This window comes from Fusobacterium sp. DD2, assembly GCF_018205345.1.
Taxonomy (GTDB): domain Bacteria; phylum Fusobacteriota; class Fusobacteriia; order Fusobacteriales; family Fusobacteriaceae; genus Fusobacterium_A.
Genome location: NZ_JADRHM010000052.1, coordinates 1 through 17,467, shown reverse-complemented (window position 1 = coordinate 17,467; position 17,467 = coordinate 1). Strand labels below are relative to the sequence as shown.

Below are 17,467 nucleotides of genomic sequence, written 5' to 3'. Positions count from 1 at the left end.
TACAAAAAAGAGAGCTGAGTAAAACATTTTTTTAAAAATGTTACTCAGCTTTTTTTACCTTAAAAATTGAAAAAAAATAGTATTTATGGTAAAATTGAAAGAGAAAATTGTTTAGGAGGATATTATGGGTTTTTTTGATAGACTGTTCAAGAAGAAAAAAGAAAAGGAAGAGTTAGAAGTTGCAGAAATAAAACTTGATGAGATATTTGAGGGGAACAAAGAATCAAATAAAACTGATGAACAAACTGTAGAAAGTAAAAAAACTGAAAATAAAATTATTGAAAATGAAGAGACAAAGATAGAAGATACTGAGTTTGCTGCTGATAGAGTACTAGATGAAGTAAATGCAGACTATGTTGAACCGAATAACGTTACTGAAGAAAAGCCTGAAGAAAAAAAAGAGACTAAAAAAGGCTTTTTTGCTTCGTTAAGGGAAAAATTATTTAAGTCAAGAGAAGGACTGTTTGGGACTTTGAAGTCATTTATACTTGGAAGAAATGTTATAGATGATGATATGTATGAAGAATTGGAAGATATTTTAATTCAATCAGATATAGGAATGGACATGACACTTAAAATAGTAGAGGCACTTGAAAAAGAGGTAAAATCAAGAGGTGTTAAAGATCCTAAAGATGTATATCCTGTTTTAAAAGATGTTATGGCAGGTTTTTTGATTAATGAAAATAATGATATTCTTATTGAAGATGGAAGACTTAATGTAATATTAGTTGTTGGAGTAAATGGAGTAGGAAAGACAACAACAATAGGAAAACTGGCAGCAAAATATAAAAAAGAGGGTAAAAAAGTGATCTTGGGAGCTGCAGATACCTTTAGAGCAGCAGCAGTTGAACAACTTGAAGAGTGGGCTAATAGATCTGGAGCTGACATAGTAAAAGGTGTTCAAGGAGCAGATCCAGGGGCAGTAGTTTATGATACATTAGAGGCAGCTCAAACAAGAGGAGCCGATATAGCTATAATAGATACAGCTGGAAGACTACACAATAAAAACAACCTGATGCAGGAACTTGAAAAGATTCATAATATAATCAAGAAAAAACTTGGTGATCAAAAATATGAATCAATATTAGTAATTGATGGAACAACAGGACAAAATGCTTTGACACAGGCAAAAGTCTTTAATGAGGTTACAGAGTTAACAGGGTTTATTATTACTAAACTTGATGGAACAGCTAAAGGTGGAATTGTGTTTAGTATATCTGAAGAGCTTAAAAAGCCAATTAAGTTTATAGGTGTCGGAGAAAAAATTGAAGACCTTAGAAAATTTAATTCTAAAGAGTACATTGATGCAATATTTGATTAGTCTAATAACTATGTATATATATATTATATAATAATTATAAAAAAAGTAATTGTAATTGTATTTAAAATTTGTTAGTATATACTTAACACCATAAAAGGTTAAATATGTACAAAACAATTTTAAGATAAAAATTAATTAAGGAAGTGAGTATTTTGAGTTTTTTAGTAAAAATTAGAGAAAAAGCTAGAGAAGTACAACAATCAGTAGTATTACCAGAAGGAGACGACGAAAGAGTTATCACAGCAGCAGCTAAGATAGTTTCTTTAGGACTTGCTAGACCAATAGTTTTAGGTAGCAGAGAATATATGGAAAGAATCGCTAACGATTTAGGAATCAGCTTAAGAGGTGTTGAAATTATAGAATACAACAACCCACCAAAAGTTGAAACTTATGCAGCTAAATTAGCTGAAATTAGAGCGAAAAAAGGAATGACTGTAGACCAAGCTAGAGAAATCTTATTAAAAGACCCTAACTTCTACGGTGCAATGATGGTTAAAATGGGAGACGCAGATGCAATGGTATCTGGATCTAACTCACCAACTGCAGACGTATTAAGAGCAGGATTACAAATCGTAGGAACTAGAAAAGGAATAAAAACTGTATCATCAGTATTCGTAATGGAACTTACAGAAAGACAAGAAACTTATGGAGACGTTCTATTATTTGGAGACTGTTCAGTAATTCCAGTACCAACTTCAGAACAATTAGCTGACATCGCTGAAGCTTCAGTTGTAACAGCTAGCCACGTAATTGGAATGCAAGGAAGAGTTGCATTATTAACATTCTCTACAAAAGGTTCAGCATCACACCCAGATGTAGACGTAGTTATCGAAGCAGGAAAAATGCTTGAAGAAAGAAAAGTTACTTTCCCATTCACAGCAGAAATCCAAGCAGACGCAGCTATTGTTAAATCAGTTGCAAGAAAGAAATGTCCAGAATCTAAAGTTGCAGGAACAGCTAATATTTTAATATTCCCTAACCTAGCAGCAGGAAACATTGGATATAAATTAGTTCAAAGATTAGCTGGAGCAAATGCTTATGGTCCATTAATTCAAGGACTAGCTTCACCTATCAATGACCTTTCAAGAGGATGTTCAGCAGATGACATCGTTAACCTAGTTGCAATAACTGCAGTTCAAGCAGCAGAAGGAAAGAAAATACAATAAAATAACATAAAATATAATTAGCTAAAAGGAGAAGATTAATGAAAGTTTTAGTTATAAACTGTGGAAGTTCATCATTGAAATATCAATTGATGAATCCTGAAACAAAAGAAGTTTTTGCAAAAGGACTTTGCGAAAGAATTGGAATAGAAGGATCAAGAATGGAATATGAAATTCCAGCAAAAGATTTCGAAATTGAAATTAAAAAACCTATGCCAACTCACAAAGAAGCACTAGAATTAGTTATCAACGCAATAACTGATAAAGAACATGGTGTAATAGCTTCAGTTGAAGAAGTAGAAGCTATAGGACACAGAGTTGTTCACGGTGGAGAAACATTTGCTAAATCAGTATTATTAACTGAAGAAGTAATGAAAGCTGTTGAAGAAAACAACGAATTAGCTCCACTACACAACCCAGCTAACTTAATGGGTGTAAGAACTTGTATGGCATTAATGCCTGGTAAACCAAATGTAGCTGTATTTGACACTGCATTCCACCAAACAATGCCAGCAAAAGCATTTATGTATGCTTTACCATATGAAGATTATACTGAATTAAAAGTTAGAAAATATGGATTCCATGGAACTTCTCACTTATTTGTTTCTGAAACAATGAGAGAAATAATGGGAAATCCTGAACATTCAAAAATTATAGTTTGTCACCTAGGAAATGGAGCTTCAGTTTCAGCAGTACTAGATGGTAAATCTATAGATACTTCAATGGGATTAACTCCATTACAAGGATTAATGATGGGAACTAGATGTGGAGATATCGACCCTGCAGCAGTTCTATTCATTAAAAACAAAAGAGGACTTACAGATAAAGAAATGGATAACAGATTAAACAAACAATCTGGTATCTTAGGAATATATGGAAAATCTTCTGACTGCAGAGACATGGAAACTGGAGTTGCTGAAGGAGATAAGAGAGCAATACTTGCTGAACAAATGTTCATCTACAAAATTAAATCTTACATAGGAGCTTATGCAGCTGCTATGGGTGGAGTAGATGCAATATGTTTCGCAGGAGGAATCGGAGAAAACGCTGCTGGAGTTAGAGAAGCAGTTATAGATGGATTAGATTTCTTAGGAGCAAAATTAGATAAAGAAGTTAACTCAGTTAGAAAGAAAGGAAATGTAAAACTTTCTGCAGCTGACTCTAAAGTATTAATCTACAAGATACCAACTAACGAAGAATTAGTAATTGCAAGAGATACTTATAGAATTGTAACAGGAAAATAGTTTATTTTCATATAATATTTAACCGTGCAAGTTAAATAATTATTTAAAAAAATTCAATTTTTTTCAAATTATAATTGACAAATTTTAAATATGATTTAAAATAGTATGTAGAGGTAAGTAAAAATACTTTCAAAAAGACATATAGGAGGAAAAAAAATAATGACAAAGAAAATGCAGACTATGGATGGAAACCAAGCTGCTGCGTATGCATCATATGCATTCACAGAAGTTGCTGGAATTTATCCTATAACTCCATCATCACCAATGGCAGAATATACTGATGAATGGGCTTCAAAAGGAATGAAAAACATATTTGGAGTACCAGTTAAAGTTGTAGAAATGCAATCAGAAGCAGGAGCTGCTGGATCAGTACATGGTTCATTACAAGCTGGAGCTTTAACAACAACTTATACAGCATCTCAAGGATTACTTTTAAAAGTTCCTAACATGTATAAAATAGCAGGAGAATTATTACCAGGAGTAATTCACGTATCTGCTAGAGCATTATCAGCTCAAGCATTATCAATCTTTGGAGACCACCAAGATATATATGCTGCAAGACAAACTGGATTTGCAATGTTTGCAACTAACTCAGTTCAAGAAGTTATGGACCTTGCAGGAGTAGCTCACTTAGCAGCTATCAAAACAAGAGTACCTTTCTTACACTTCTTTGATGGATTCAGAACTTCTCACGAAATTCAAAAAGTTGAAGTTATGGATTACGAAGTATTCAAGAAATTAATAGATATGGATGCAGTACAAGCTTTCAGAGAAAGAGCTTTAAACCCTGAACATCCAGTAACAAGAGGAACTGCAGAAAACGATGACATTTACTTCCAAGCAAGAGAAGCACAAAACAAATTCTACGATGCAGTACCTGATGTAGTTGCTCACTACATGGCTGAAATCTCTAAAGTAACTGGAAGAGACTACAAACCTTTCAACTACTATGGAGCACCAGATGCTGAAAGAGTTATCGTAGCTATGGGATCTATTTGTCCTATAACTGAAGAAACAGTAGATTACTTAAATGCTAAAGGAGAAAAAGTAGGATTATTATCTGTACACTTATTCAGACCATTCTCTGCTAAATACTTCTTTAACGTATTCCCTAAAACAGTTAAGAAAATTGCTGTTCTAGATAGAACTAAAGAACCTGGATCACAAGGTGAACCATTATTACTTGACATCCAATCTCTATTCTACGGAAGAGAAGATGCTCCAGTAATCGTTGGAGGAAGATACGGACTATCTTCTAAAGACACTACTCCAGCTCAAGTAGTTGCAGTATTCGAAAACTTAAAACAAGATCAACCAAAAGATAGATTTACAGTAGGAATCAACGATGACGTTACTCACACTTCATTAGAAGTTGGAGCACCTGTAAACGTAGTAGGAGCAGACGTTAAAGAATGTCTATTCTTCGGACTAGGAGCAGACGGAACTGTTGGAGCTAACAAAAACTCTATCAAAATCATCGGAGACAAAACTGATTTATATGCTCAAGGATACTTCGCATATGACTCTAAAAAATCAGGAGGAGTTACAAGATCTCACTTAAGATTCGGTAAATCTCCTATTAAAGCAAGCTACTTAATTTCTAACCCACATTTCGTAGCATGTTCAGTACCAGCATACTTACATCAATATGATATGACATCTGGAATCAGAAAAGGTGGATCATTCTTAATCAACTGTATCTGGGACAAAGATGAAGCTATAAAAGAAATTCCTAATAAAGTAAAAAGAGATTTAGCTAAAAATGGAGCAAGATTATTCATAATCAACGCTACTAAACTAGCTGAAGAAATCGGATTAGGACAAAGAACAAACACAATAATGCAAGCTGCTTTCTTTAAACTAGCTGACATTATTCCATTTGCTGAAGCTCAACAATACATGAAAGATTACGCTAAGAAATCTTACGCTAAAAAAGGTGACGAAATAGTTCAAATGAACTATCAAGCAATTGATAAAGGAGCAGAAGGATTAGTAGAAGTACCTGTTGATCCAGCTTGGGCTAACTTACCAGTTGAAGAATTAAAACCTGAAGAAGATTGTTGTTCTTGCGGATGCGAAAAAACAAAAACTGAATTATTCGTAGAAAGAATTGCTAAACCAGTAAACGCTATCAAAGGATACGATTTACCAGTTTCAGCATTTGATGGATATGAAGACGGTACATTTGAAAACGGAACTTCTGCATTCGAAAAGAGAGGAATCGCAGTTCACGTTCCTGAATGGATAGTTGAAAACTGTATCCAATGTAACCAATGTTCTTTCGTATGTCCACACGCAGTAATCAGACCATTCTTAATGACTGAAGAAGAAAAAGCTGCATCTCCAGTTGAATTAGCTACTAAAAAAGCAATTGGAAAAGGACTAGAAGGATTAGAATACAGAATGCAAGTATCAACTCTTGACTGTACAGGATGTGGATCTTGTGTAAACGTATGTCCAGCTAAAGAAAAAGCATTAAAACTTGTACCAATCGCTCAATCTCTTGCTAACCAAGAAGATAAGAAAGCTAAATACTTATTTGAAACTGTTGGATACAAAGATGACAAAATGTCTAAAGAAACAGTTAAAGGATCTCAATTCTCTCAACCATTATTTGAGTTCCACGGAGCTTGCCCAGGATGTGGAGAAACTCCTTATCTAAAAGCTATAACTCAATTATTTGGTGAAAGAATGATGGTTGCAAACGCTACTGGATGTTCTTCAATATACAGTGGATCTGCACCTTCAACTCCATACACAACTAACAAAGATGGATTTGGACCTTCATGGGGATCATCTCTATTCGAAGACAACGCTGAATTCGGAATGGGAATGCACGTTGCTGTAGAAGCTATGAGAGACAGAATCCAAACTATAATGGAAACTAACATGGATAAAGTACCAGCTGAACTTGCTGAACTATTCAAAGAATGGATTGCTAACAGAAGTTTTGCTGTTAAATCAAGAGAAGTAACTGACAAAATAGTTGCTGCAATAGAAGGAAAAGACTGTGAAATCTGTAAAGAAATCATGAGCTTAAAACAATTCCTAGCTAAGAAAACTCAATGGATAATCGGAGGAGACGGTTGGGCATATGACATCGGTTATGGAGGATTAGACCACGTTCTAGCTTCTAAAGAAGATGTTAACGTAATCGTACTTGACACAGAAGTTTACTCAAATACAGGAGGACAAGCTTCTAAATCAACTCCAACAGGAGCTATCGCTAAGTTTGCTGCTGCAGGAAAAGCTGTTAAGAAAAAAGACCTTGCTGCAATCGCTATGTCTTATGGACACATCTATGTTGCACAAGTATCAATGGGAGCTAACCAAGCTCAATACTTAAAAGCTCTTAAAGAAGCAGAAGCTCACCAAGGACCATCATTAATCATAGCTTATGCACCTTGTATCAACCACGGAGTTAAGAAAGGTATGGCAAAAGTACAAACTGAAATGAAGCTTGCTACTGAATGCGGATACTGGCCAATATTCAGATACAACCCTGCATTAGAAGCTGAAGGTAAGAACCCTCTTCAAATAGACTGTAAAGAACCTAACTGGGATAAATATGAAGAGTACTTATTAGGAGAAGTTAGATATGCTACTCTTTCTAAGTCTAACCCAGCTCATGCTAAAGAATTATATGAAACAAACAAAGCTGATGCTCAAAGAAGATGGAGACAATATAACAGACTTGCTGCTATGGACTTCTCTTCAGAAAAAAAATAATAGATTAATAACTGCTTAGTTATTGATTTGGGAGAACTGACGAAAGTCAGTTCTCTTTTTTTATAAATATAAATAAAAAAGCGGTTGATGCATTTTAAAATTTGCAACAACCGCTTTAAATTCAATTGTTATATTTTTTCATAATTAGTTGCTATAAAAGGAGAGTTCAGAAAACCTAAAACATTTTCCAGTAATACCCCTTCTCTAGTAGGATAATTAAATCCATAACTTGTTCTGATGGCTTGAGTTATAAATAACATAGCTCGTTCCATTGCAATTGGTAAACTATCTCCTCTAAGCAGACATCCTGCTATAACGCTTGCATAAGCGTCCCCAGTACCTGGATAAGAAGCTGGTATATGTTTACAGCTGACTTTCCAGAAAACATCATTGATTTTATCATAAGCTACAACACATACTTTCTTATTAACTTCATCTTTATCAGGTATACTTGTAGCGATAACGATTTTTGGTCCCATGTTTGATAGTTCAACTAAATATTTTTTAATCTCCTCCAATGTAATTGAAGTGTCATATGGTTTACCTAGAAGATAAGTAACTTCTGTAAAATTAGGTGTTATAATATCAGCTTTTTTTATAAGCTCTCTCATCTCTTTAACCATCTCTTCAGACATAGTTCCATATAATTTTCCATCATCTCCCATAACTGGGTCAACTAATACTATCTGATTATCGTTTTTAAAGTAATCGATAAAATCTTCTACAATTTTAGCCTGTTTTGGAGAACCAAGAAATCCTGAATATATGCAATCAAATTCTAAATTAAGTTTTTTCCAGTGATTTATATGTTCCTGCATATAATCAGTCAAATCCATAAAGCTGTATCCTTCAAATCCACCAGTGTGAGTGGATAATATAGCTGTTGGAATAGGACAAACTTGTAGTTTCATTGTTGATAATATTGGAATAATTGTTGTAAGAGAAGCTCTTCCATACCCTGATAAGTCATGGATAGCAGCAACTTTTTTTACTAAATTCATCTGTTGTTCCTCCTATTTTAATCTGTAAGTTGTAATCCCTTTATAATTAATATCATCTACACTCTCATCATTATGAAGTCTTGCAAATATATTATCCATATCTGTTTCTTTTCTACTTGCTAGAAGACTTTGTACCTCAAATTGTGTCATTGGATGTCTACGAATAATATTTAGAATTGCTTCATAGTTATCTGGAATTTCACTAAAGAAACTACCAGAAGTCAATTTATCAATAGATATTCCATTTAATTTTTCAACAGCGTAATTTATCTCATCTGAATCAGCCACTTGTACAAAACTTTCTGCAGGTGGTCTTACAGGAGTATTAATATAAACTCTATCATGATTTATTTTATCGATAATTTTTTTAAACTCATCTATATCATTTCTTGAAGAATTCATATTTTTAACAAGCATTACTTCAAGCCAAAGTTCTCCTTTATATAATTTGGAAAACTCTATAAGACCATTTAATTCCCTATTGAAATCAAGTTTACCAAAAGGTCTATCAACTTTTTTATACACCTCTTCATTGTATGCATCTAAAGATGGAAGTACAATATCTGCTTTCATAAGAGCTTCCTGTACATCTTTTTCGTAAAGAAGAGCTGAATTGGTTATAACTGCTACTGGTTTATCAATAATTGTTTTTATTTGGTCTATAAGCTCACCAAGTCTTGAATAAAGAGTTGGCTCACCTTCACCTACAATAGACACTACATCAAAATCATCTATCTCTTTTAAGTAATCTTTAAACTCTTTTATAATGACTTCTAAAGGAAAATACTCTTTTCTAGTGTTAGTCATTTTATCAGTTCTTCCTAATTGGCAATATACACATGAGTAATTGCATGTTTTTTTAGGAATTGGACTTATACCTAGAGAACGCCCTAACCTTCTTGATGGAATAGGTCCAAAAATACAATTTAATTTTTTCATTTAATCACCCCATAAATTAATTCACAATACTATTATACACGCTTTTACATAAAATAAAAGGCTAAAAATTCAATTAGATGAATAAATATCCTGATATGAAAATTTATAAAATAGTTTCTTGATTTGTTTTATATTACAAGATAAAATAGTCATGTGGTGATTATTTGTTAAATTAATTAGGATATGGGTATTATATAGTATTATATAGATTAAAAAAATACCAAGTGATGTGGTATAATATAATAAATGACAAATTGAGTATAGGGTGAAAACATGGAAAAGAAAAAATTAGTTATAGTTACAGGACTGAGCGGAAGCGGGAAGACTACAGCTTTGAATCTACTGGAAGATATGGGGTACTATACAATAGACAATTTACCATGTGAAGTTGGAGAAACATTTTTGGATACCTCAATTGATAAAATTGCTCTTGGAATGGATATACGTTCATTTAAAAAAATAGATGAATTTGTTGATTTTTTAAAGAAATTAAGAAATCACAGTGATATAGAATCATCAATCATATTTTTAGAAGCTTCTAAAGAGGTTATTTTAAATAGATATAATCTAACTAGAAGGAAGCATCCCGTTGTTGAAAATACACTTTTAAAAAGCGTTATAAAAGAGATTGAGATCATGGAAGTGATCAAAGAGATGTCTACTGGAATAATCGATACAAGTGATAATAAACCTAAAGAATTAGTTGGTAAATTAAAAGTTATTCTGGAATTAGATGATGATATAAAAGATATCAATATACATATCCAGTCATTTGGATTTAAATATGGTATTCCAATTGATGTGGATCTTGTTTTTGATGTGAGATTTTTACCAAATCCATATTATATAGAGGAACTAAAGCTAAAAACAGGTCTGGATAAAGAAGTTTCAGATTATGTAATGCAGTTCGATGTTACTAAGAAATTTTATAATCAGCTAATTGTAATGCTTAAGTTTTTAATTCCTTTATATATTAAGGAAGGAAAAAAACATCTGACTATAGGAGTTGGATGTAGTGGAGGAAGGCATCGTTCAGTAACAATTGCACAGGCTTTATATGAAGAATTGGATAGTGTAAATAATTTCAATGTTTATATTAGTCACAGGGAGAAAGAGAGAAATAAGTGGTAGTAAGACAAAATATTTTTGATATTAAGAAAATAAATATTCCTGAAAATCCTGGTGTTTATCTGATGAAAAAAAATAGGAAGGTAATCTATGTAGGTAAGGCTAAAAATTTAAAAAATAGAGTTTCTTCATATTTTAATAGAGAACATGACAGTGAAAAAACAAGGGAATTAGTTCGTAATATAGAAGATATTGATTTTATAATTTGCAATAGTGAACTTGATGCACTTGTATTAGAAAATAATCTTATAAAAAAATATACTCCAAAATATAATATTTTACTAAAAGATGAGAAGACTTATCCATATATAAGAATAAGTAAAGAGAGATTTCCAAATATAAAAATAATAAGAACTACAAGAGCTTTAGACACTAAGGCAGGGATTTATTTTGGACCCTATCCATTTGGTGGTTTTAATCTGAAAAAAACTTTAGTTCGGATTTTTAAAATTCGTGATTGCAATAGAGATATGGAAAAAATATATCCACGGCCATGTTTAAAATATTATATGAAAATGTGTCCAGGACCCTGTACCTATAAAAATATTTATGAATCATACAATATTCAGGTGGAAAGAGCTAAAGAACTTTTAAAGGGAAAAAGCAAGGAAGTTATACGAGAACTTACTGATCAGATGAATAGTGCAGCTGAAAATATGAATTTTGAAGAAGCAATAATCCTTAGAGAACAGATAAAAGAGGTAAAAAATGCAGCAGTAAATCAGGTTAATGAATATGGAAAAGAACTTGATGAAGATATTTTCACTATGGTGAGAGAGGGAGATAGAGTATTCATCTGTGTACTAAATGTCAGAGAGGGAAAGGTATTTGGAAAGATATCTACTAATATAAATTTAAAAGAGAAGATATATATAGATCTTGAAGAGGAAGTAGTAACAGCATTTTATAATAAACATCCACTTCCAAGAGATATTGTATTTCAGGAAAATCTAGAAAATAAACTTGCAAATACACAGCATTTACTTGAACAACAAAATGGTCATAAAGTGGAGTTTCATTTTCCTAAGATAAAAAGCAGAAGAAAAGAACTATTAGATATGGGAATATTAAATCTTGTAAAAGATGTTGAAAACTATTATAACAAGAAAAATGTTCTTGAAGAGGGTCTATATAAAATACATAAAGAGCTTTCTTTAAAAAATTACCCAAGAAAGATTGAATGTTTTGATATTTCAAATATTCAGGGTAAAGATGCAGTTGCATCAATGAGTGTTGCAGTTGAAGGGAAAGCATCAAAAAGTGATTATAGAAAGTTTAAGATAACATGTAAAGATACTCCTGATGATTTTGCTATGATGAGAGAAGTTATTACAAGGAGATATGGCAAGTTGCCACTAGAAGAATTTCCAGATGTAATATTAATTGACGGAGGTTTAGGGCAAATAAATGCTGTAGGAAAGATATTAGAAGAGATTGGAAAAGAGAATATAGCAGATTTACTTAGTTTGGCAAAAAAAGATGAAGAAATCTATAAATATGGAGAAAGCAAGCCTTACTGTTTTCCAAAAGAGTGGGAAGCTTTAAAGATTTTCCAGAGAGTGAGAGACGAAGCGCATAGATTTGGTATAACATATCATAGAAAGTTAAGAAGTAAAAGAGTTATTTCTTCAGAACTTGATAAAATTGAAGGAATTGGAGAAAAAAGAAAAGAGATACTTCTTAAGGAGTTCGGCTCAGTAACTCAAATTGCTAAGGAAGATGTAGAATCACTGGCTAGATTTGTTCCAAGAAATGTTGCAGAAAAAATAGTGGATACTTTAAAAAAATAATGGAGGGCATATGAAAAAAGGAATTATAGTTGTGGGACTTCTTATTGGAATGTTAATTAGCACCGGTTGTGGAAGAATAACCGCAAGAAAAGATAAAAGTCAGATAGTAGAATTTTCTAACTCTAAAATTAATAGAAATGATTATACAATAATATTTTACAGAATAAATTATCCTAAGACTCCTCATGAAAAGGATAAATTTTATGAAGATTTTGACGTACTTACATCAAAAATGGTCGCATATAAGAAGGATGTCAATCTGATTATTCCATTGGAACTGTATAAGGATTTGAAGAATCTTCAAAAAAGAGAAGTTAGAGAGGAAGAAAAAATTTATTATAAGCAGGCTTATGCTTTAACAGATAGTGAAAAAGAAGTAGTTGACAGTAAAATAAAAGTTGATTTTCCAAAAGATGCTGGAAATACTCAAAAATACTTAAATAAACAGGTGGCATACTGGTTGGATTATCTGAAAAAATCATCTGAATATGATAAAAATAAATATTACACAGAACTTGATAAAGGAAGATTAATTGATGAGGTATTCCAAAGAAGAAAATTTTTCTCCAATACATGTTTTATTATAGAAAATGATTATGCTTTGGAATTGAATAATAAAAATTTAGAAGTTGGAAGTTCTTATGGATTCCCTATATATATAAGAACTAATAGACTGGATGCAGAAAAGTTATCAGAATTAAAGCCTAAAATAGTTATTGTAGATGGATTTGTATCTGATGAAGTAATTCCAGGAAAGATTCTGTTAATAAATGGAAAAAAAGTGGAAAATGTAAAAGATTATCAAATAAAAACAGTTGTAGAGACTGTTGCAAATCCACTTGATATAATATCAAAACTTGGTGATTATAAAGGACTTGAGCTTAAAGATATATTAGATTTTAAAATTAAACATGTACCAAATGTTAACTTAAAGAAGGCAAGTATTAGCGAAAATGAAAGGCCAAGAGAAAAAATGAATTTCGTTAATATTGAGTCTAAATGGAGGATAGAGAAATGATTTATTTTATTTTTATACTTGTAGTGGGACTTCTACTCTATTATTTTAAAAAGAGAGAAGAGGACATAGCAGAGGAAATGATGACAATGCTCACCAGTATTAGAAATAAAAAGAAACTTGATGTGGTTCCTGAAATTTTAAAAGATGAGTATGAAGATACAATAAAAAATGTAATTAAGCAGGATTTAGAACTTGAAAGTTCCATTGAAGAACTTAGAGAATACAGAAAGGAACTTGAGATAACTTATAATTCTCTGGTTACTAAATCTACACAACTTGAATATTCAAACCAGATTCTAGAGAGAAGAGTTGAGAATCTATCTAATTTGAACTCTCTTTCAAGAGCTGTATTATCAGTTCTGGACCTTGATAGTATAATTAATATCATATTAGATGCCTATTTTGTGTTAACTGGTGCTAAAAGGATATCTCTTTATCTATGGGAAGAGGGAAATCTTATTAATAAAAAGACAAAAGGTGAGTGCAACTTTAAAGAGGGAGTATATTATACAGAACCAGAAGTTGAAAATTTTACTAAAAAGGATTATCAAGAAATATACGATAAACTTTCAAAAAGATTTGTCCTGGCAGATGATGAGGTAGTAGTTATTTCACCTCTTGTAGTAAAAGGAAAAGAGCTAGGGGTAATCTATGTAATAGAGGATAAGAATAAGCTTATAGACCTGGATGAGGAGACTATATCGGCACTTGTTATACAGGTTTCAATAGCCATAAACAATGCTCAAATTTATTCAGAATTGCTTGTAAAAGAAAGAATTTCCAACGAACTTGACGTTGCTGCAAGAATTCAAAAGAAAATACTTCCTGCAGATGTAGATGAGATATTTGGATTGGAAATTGCTCAATATTTTGAACCAGCAAAAGAGATAGGTGGAGACTACTATGACTATACAATATTAAATGACCACGTTTTCTCTATAACAATTGCTGACGTAAGTGGAAAAGGTGTTCCAGCAGCCTTTCTAATGGCATTAGGAAGATCAGTGTTAAAAACTTTAACTTTAACTGGAGAATTTGCTCCAAATGAAAACCTTGTAAAATTGAATAAAATTATATATTCAGATATAACTGAAGATATGTTTATTACTATGATACACAGTAAGTATGATAGAAAGACTAAGACACTTTACTATTCAAATGCAGGTCACAATCCTTTAGTAGTATATAGAGCTAAAAAGGATGAAGTGGAACTTCATACTGTAAAAGGTGTAGCTATAGGTTTCCTTGAAGATTATAAATATAGACAGGGAGAGATAAAGCTAGATAAAGGGGATATCGTTGTACTTTATACAGATGGTATTACAGAGGCAGAAAATCCACGTAAAGAGATGTTTGGAATAGAAAGATTAAAAGAGATAGTATATAAAAATAAAGATAAAAATCCAGATGAGCTTAAAGAAGTGATACTGGAAGGAATAAATAGATTTAGAGAAGAATATGGACAAACAGACGACTTAACATTTGTTGTTCTAAAAAATACAATATAAACTTAGAGAGGAAAAGACATGGAGAAAAGATTGAGCATAGGAGGGCAGGCTGTAATTGAAGGGGTAATGATGAGAAGTCCATCATGTATAGCTACAGCTGTAAGAAAGCCTTCAGGAGAGATAGTTTATAAAAAAACATATATTTCAAAGAAAAAAGGGAAATTGGCAGAAATTCCATTTATACGTGGAGCAATAATGCTATTTGATGCCCTTACAACAGGTATAAAAGAGTTGACATTTTCAGCTAATCAGTCAGAAGATAAAGAAGAAGAGCAAATTACACATAAAGAAGCAGTTATGACCACAATTGTTTCCTTAGTTTTAGGGATAGCGTTATTTGTTGTCATTCCTTCAATAATAGGAGGATTTTTATTTCCAAATGATAAATTACATGCGAATTTACTGGAAGCTCTGTTGAGATTAGTTTTCTTTGTTCTTTATATATGGATTATTTCATTTTCTAAAGAGGTAAAGCGTGTATATGAATATCATGGAGCTGAGCATAAATCAATATATGCATATGAAAATGGTTTAGAACTTACTCCAGAAAATGCAAAGAAGTTTACAACTTTACACCCAAGATGTGGAACCAGTTTTCTTTTAATTGTTATGTTGATTGCAATTATTGTGTTTTCAACAATTGATTTTATCTTTCCAACACCTGAGACAATTGTGGCAAAACTTGCCTTAAAAGTTGGATTAAGAGTAGTTTTGATGCCTTTAATAGCGGGAATATCTTATGAAATTCAAAGATATAGCTCCAAACATATGGATAATATCTGCATAAAACTATTGGCAATGCCAGGTTTGCTGTTACAAAAAATTACGACGAAAGAGCCTGATAAGAAACAGTTAGAAGTAGCAATTGTGGCGATAAAAGTATCTTTAGGTGAACACGTTGAAAACGCTACAGAAATTGATAAATAAATGTTGTAAAAATTGGTATACTATGATATAATAACTCTATCTTGAATTAATTATAGGGGGCGGCTAGGCTAAATGAGAATAAAGAATGAGATAGAGTATGTAATAAGAATCTTGTTATACTTAACAAAGTATGGGAATAATAGAATAGTGGCATCTAATGAAATTTCAGATGCTGAAGAAATTCCACACTTATTCAGTCTTAGAATTTTAAAAAAATTAGAGAAAAAAGGGCTTGTAGAGATCTTTAAAGGAGCTAGAGGTGGTTATAGATTAACTAGACCTGGTTCAAAAATAACTTTAAGAGATGCAGTTGAGGCAATCGAACCTATTATCTGCATTAAAGACTGTGTTAATTCACCAGAATCTTGTACATTAAGACAAGGTAATTGTGCAGTAAACAAAGCTTTTGCAGAAATTCAAAATGATTTTGTAACTAAGTTGGAAGCTGTTAATTTTCAAACATTAGCAGACGAAACTTACGGAAAATAATATATAAAAAATGAAGGATGAAGAAGATTCATCCTTTTTTTCAATTATAAAGATAAATGGGGTATAGATATGAAGAAAATTTACGAAATAGGGATTGACAAGACAGGTGTCTTTATAGATAGACCAAACAGATTTATTGGAAATATAAAAGTTGAAGATGATGTTATAAAGTGTCATATACATGATTCTGGAAGAATTAAAGAGCTTTTATATTTTGGGAATAAAGTTGGGTTAAAAAAGGCTAAAAATAAAGCTAAAAGAAAAACAGAGTGGGATTTAATCTGTGCCAAAACTCCTGAAAAAGATGAGGATATACTGCTTAATTCTGCTTACCATAGATATATTTCTGAGAAATTTTTAAAGGATCCTGAGATATCTCCATTTGGGAAAATAGATAAGTTAAGAGCAGAGGTAAAGAATGGAGATAGCAGATTGGATTATCTTCTTATGAAGGGAGAGGAAAAGATCTGGGTAGAGGTAAAAGGTGTATCACTGGTAGTAGATAAAATAGCTATGTTTCCAGATGCGCCAAGCGTAAGAGCACAAAAGCATCTTAAAGAGCTAATGAGTTTGAAAGAGAAAGGTGACAGAGCAGCTGTTCTTTTACTTGTTTTTAGAAAAGCGGATAAGTTCAGACCAAGACATGAAACAGATATAAATTTCTCTGAACTTTTTTATGAAGCTAAGAAAAAAGGTGTTGAAATATATCCAATCCAGTTTGAATTAAAAGATGGAGATATATATTATATAGATAATAAAATTGAAATTATAGAGGAGTAGTATATACTCTATATAGTGTTATACTAGAGGATATAAAATATAAACTTGATTTAAACTGGTAAAAATTATACACTATATGTAGTAAATTAAAATATAGAAAGGGGTTTCGTATGAATAATTATAAATTTATAAATCATAAAGATTGTGAGTTTTTCCCATGTCATAAGACAGATAAGCCTGAGGAATTTAACTGTATGTTCTGCTACTGTCCATTATACATGTTAGGAGAAAATTGTGGAGGTAATTTTAAATACACTCCTCATGGAATAAAAGATTGTTCAAATTGTAATCTTCCACACGTTAAAGAAGTTGGATATGCCCATATTCAAAAGAAAATGCTTGATGTAATAGAGATGGTACAACAGGAGTATCTAGATAAAAAGGAAAAAGAAAAGAAATAAAAAAATCCCCCGTATTTGATACGGGGATT

Annotated in this window: 14 protein-coding genes; 12 read left to right on the top strand and 2 right to left on the bottom strand. The window is 31.9% G+C overall.

Annotated features, from left to right (window positions below; translation table 11 throughout):
- The first annotated feature begins 124 nt into the window (after nucleotides 1–124).
- From ftsY to nifJ, 4 genes are all read left to right on the top strand, one after another.
- A complete protein-coding gene (ftsY, locus tag IX290_RS08470) occupies nucleotides 125–1,321 on the top strand; it encodes a signal recognition particle-docking protein FtsY (protein WP_211492782.1) in 1,197 nt (398 codons plus the stop codon).
- 152 nt (nucleotides 1,322–1,473) lie between these two features.
- On the top strand, nucleotides 1,474–2,487 hold the full coding sequence (gene pta / locus IX290_RS08465) for a phosphate acetyltransferase (protein WP_211492781.1): 1,014 nt from the start codon (nucleotides 1,474–1,476) through the stop codon (nucleotides 2,485–2,487).
- Between the two features lie 38 nt (nucleotides 2,488–2,525).
- Nucleotides 2,526–3,728, top strand: coding sequence for an acetate kinase (locus IX290_RS08460; RefSeq protein ID WP_211492780.1), 1,203 nt, complete (start codon nucleotides 2,526–2,528; stop codon nucleotides 3,726–3,728).
- A 159-nt stretch (nucleotides 3,729–3,887) separates the two neighbouring features.
- Nucleotides 3,888–7,457 (top strand): pyruvate:ferredoxin (flavodoxin) oxidoreductase, encoded by a 3,570-nt coding sequence (gene nifJ, locus IX290_RS08455; RefSeq protein ID WP_211492779.1) that lies wholly within the window; start codon nucleotides 3,888–3,890, stop codon nucleotides 7,455–7,457.
- 128 nt (nucleotides 7,458–7,585) lie between these two features.
- On the opposite strand, the gene IX290_RS08450 is transcribed toward nifJ, so the two are convergent.
- Together IX290_RS08450 and IX290_RS08445 are read right to left on the bottom strand one after the other, a co-directional pair.
- Nucleotides 7,586–8,458: a pyridoxamine kinase gene (locus IX290_RS08450; protein ID WP_211492778.1), complete on the bottom strand. Its 873-nt coding sequence runs from the start codon at nucleotides 8,456–8,458 to the stop codon at nucleotides 7,586–7,588.
- 12 nt (nucleotides 8,459–8,470) lie between these two features.
- The gene (locus IX290_RS08445) at nucleotides 8,471–9,397 is read right to left on the bottom strand and encodes a radical SAM protein (RefSeq protein WP_211492777.1); all 927 of its coding nucleotides are present in this window, start codon (nucleotides 9,395–9,397) and stop codon (nucleotides 8,471–8,473) included.
- A 273-nt stretch (nucleotides 9,398–9,670) separates the two neighbouring features.
- Between IX290_RS08445 and rapZ the strand changes: the two genes are divergently transcribed.
- The 8 genes from rapZ to IX290_RS08405 all read left to right on the top strand — a co-directional run bounded on the left by rapZ (nucleotide 9,671) and on the right by IX290_RS08405 (nucleotide 17,438).
- Nucleotides 9,671–10,528, top strand: a complete 858-nt coding sequence (rapZ, locus tag IX290_RS08440; protein ID WP_211492776.1) for an RNase adapter RapZ — start codon at nucleotides 9,671–9,673, stop codon at nucleotides 10,526–10,528.
- Nucleotides 10,522–12,315, top strand: coding sequence for an excinuclease ABC subunit UvrC (gene uvrC / locus IX290_RS08435; protein ID WP_349290753.1), 1,794 nt, complete (start codon nucleotides 10,522–10,524; stop codon nucleotides 12,313–12,315). The genes rapZ and uvrC overlap by 7 nt, the downstream gene beginning before the upstream one ends.
- A 10-nt stretch (nucleotides 12,316–12,325) precedes the next feature.
- A complete protein-coding gene (locus tag IX290_RS08430; protein ID WP_211492775.1) occupies nucleotides 12,326–13,333 on the top strand; it encodes a hypothetical protein in 1,008 nt (335 codons plus the stop codon).
- The gene (locus tag IX290_RS08425) at nucleotides 13,330–14,841 is read left to right on the top strand and encodes a PP2C family protein-serine/threonine phosphatase (protein ID WP_211492774.1); all 1,512 of its coding nucleotides are present in this window, start codon (nucleotides 13,330–13,332) and stop codon (nucleotides 14,839–14,841) included. The genes IX290_RS08430 and IX290_RS08425 overlap by 4 nt, the downstream gene beginning before the upstream one ends.
- A gap of 18 nt (nucleotides 14,842–14,859) precedes the next feature.
- Complete coding sequence (locus IX290_RS08420; protein ID WP_211492773.1) at nucleotides 14,860–15,768, top strand: DUF1385 domain-containing protein; 909 nt, start codon at nucleotides 14,860–14,862, stop codon at nucleotides 15,766–15,768.
- 72 nt (nucleotides 15,769–15,840) lie between these two features.
- Nucleotides 15,841–16,257: an Rrf2 family transcriptional regulator gene (locus IX290_RS08415; protein ID WP_211492772.1), complete on the top strand. Its 417-nt coding sequence runs from the start codon at nucleotides 15,841–15,843 to the stop codon at nucleotides 16,255–16,257.
- A 69-nt stretch (nucleotides 16,258–16,326) separates the two neighbouring features.
- Complete coding sequence (gene sfsA / locus IX290_RS08410; protein ID WP_211492771.1) at nucleotides 16,327–17,037, top strand: DNA/RNA nuclease SfsA; 711 nt, start codon at nucleotides 16,327–16,329, stop codon at nucleotides 17,035–17,037.
- 110 nt (nucleotides 17,038–17,147) lie between these two features.
- Nucleotides 17,148–17,438: a cysteine-rich small domain-containing protein gene (locus IX290_RS08405; RefSeq protein WP_211492770.1), complete on the top strand. Its 291-nt coding sequence runs from the start codon at nucleotides 17,148–17,150 to the stop codon at nucleotides 17,436–17,438.
- The last annotated feature ends 29 nt before the right edge of the window (nucleotides 17,439–17,467 follow it).

Coding starts and splice junctions, on each gene's coding strand:
- ftsY (WP_211492782.1), top strand. CDS start 125: ATGGGTTTTTTTGATAGACTGTTCAAGAAGAAAAAAGAAAAGGAAGAG.
- IX290_RS08460 (WP_211492780.1), top strand. CDS start 2,526: ATGAAAGTTTTAGTTATAAACTGTGGAAGTTCATCATTGAAATATCAA.
- nifJ (WP_211492779.1), top strand. CDS start 3,888: ATGACAAAGAAAATGCAGACTATGGATGGAAACCAAGCTGCTGCGTAT.
- IX290_RS08450 (WP_211492778.1), bottom strand. CDS start 8,458: ATGAATTTAGTAAAAAAAGTTGCTGCTATCCATGACTTATCAGGGTAT.
- IX290_RS08445 (WP_211492777.1), bottom strand. CDS start 9,397: ATGAAAAAATTAAATTGTATTTTTGGACCTATTCCATCAAGAAGGTTA.
- rapZ (WP_211492776.1), top strand. CDS start 9,671: ATGGAAAAGAAAAAATTAGTTATAGTTACAGGACTGAGCGGAAGCGGG.
- IX290_RS08430 (WP_211492775.1), top strand. CDS start 12,326: ATGAAAAAAGGAATTATAGTTGTGGGACTTCTTATTGGAATGTTAATT.
- IX290_RS08425 (WP_211492774.1), top strand. CDS start 13,330: ATGATTTATTTTATTTTTATACTTGTAGTGGGACTTCTACTCTATTAT.
- IX290_RS08420 (WP_211492773.1), top strand. CDS start 14,860: ATGGAGAAAAGATTGAGCATAGGAGGGCAGGCTGTAATTGAAGGGGTA.
- IX290_RS08415 (WP_211492772.1), top strand. CDS start 15,841: ATGAGAATAAAGAATGAGATAGAGTATGTAATAAGAATCTTGTTATAC.
- sfsA (WP_211492771.1), top strand. CDS start 16,327: ATGAAGAAAATTTACGAAATAGGGATTGACAAGACAGGTGTCTTTATA.
- IX290_RS08405 (WP_211492770.1), top strand. CDS start 17,148: ATGAATAATTATAAATTTATAAATCATAAAGATTGTGAGTTTTTCCCA.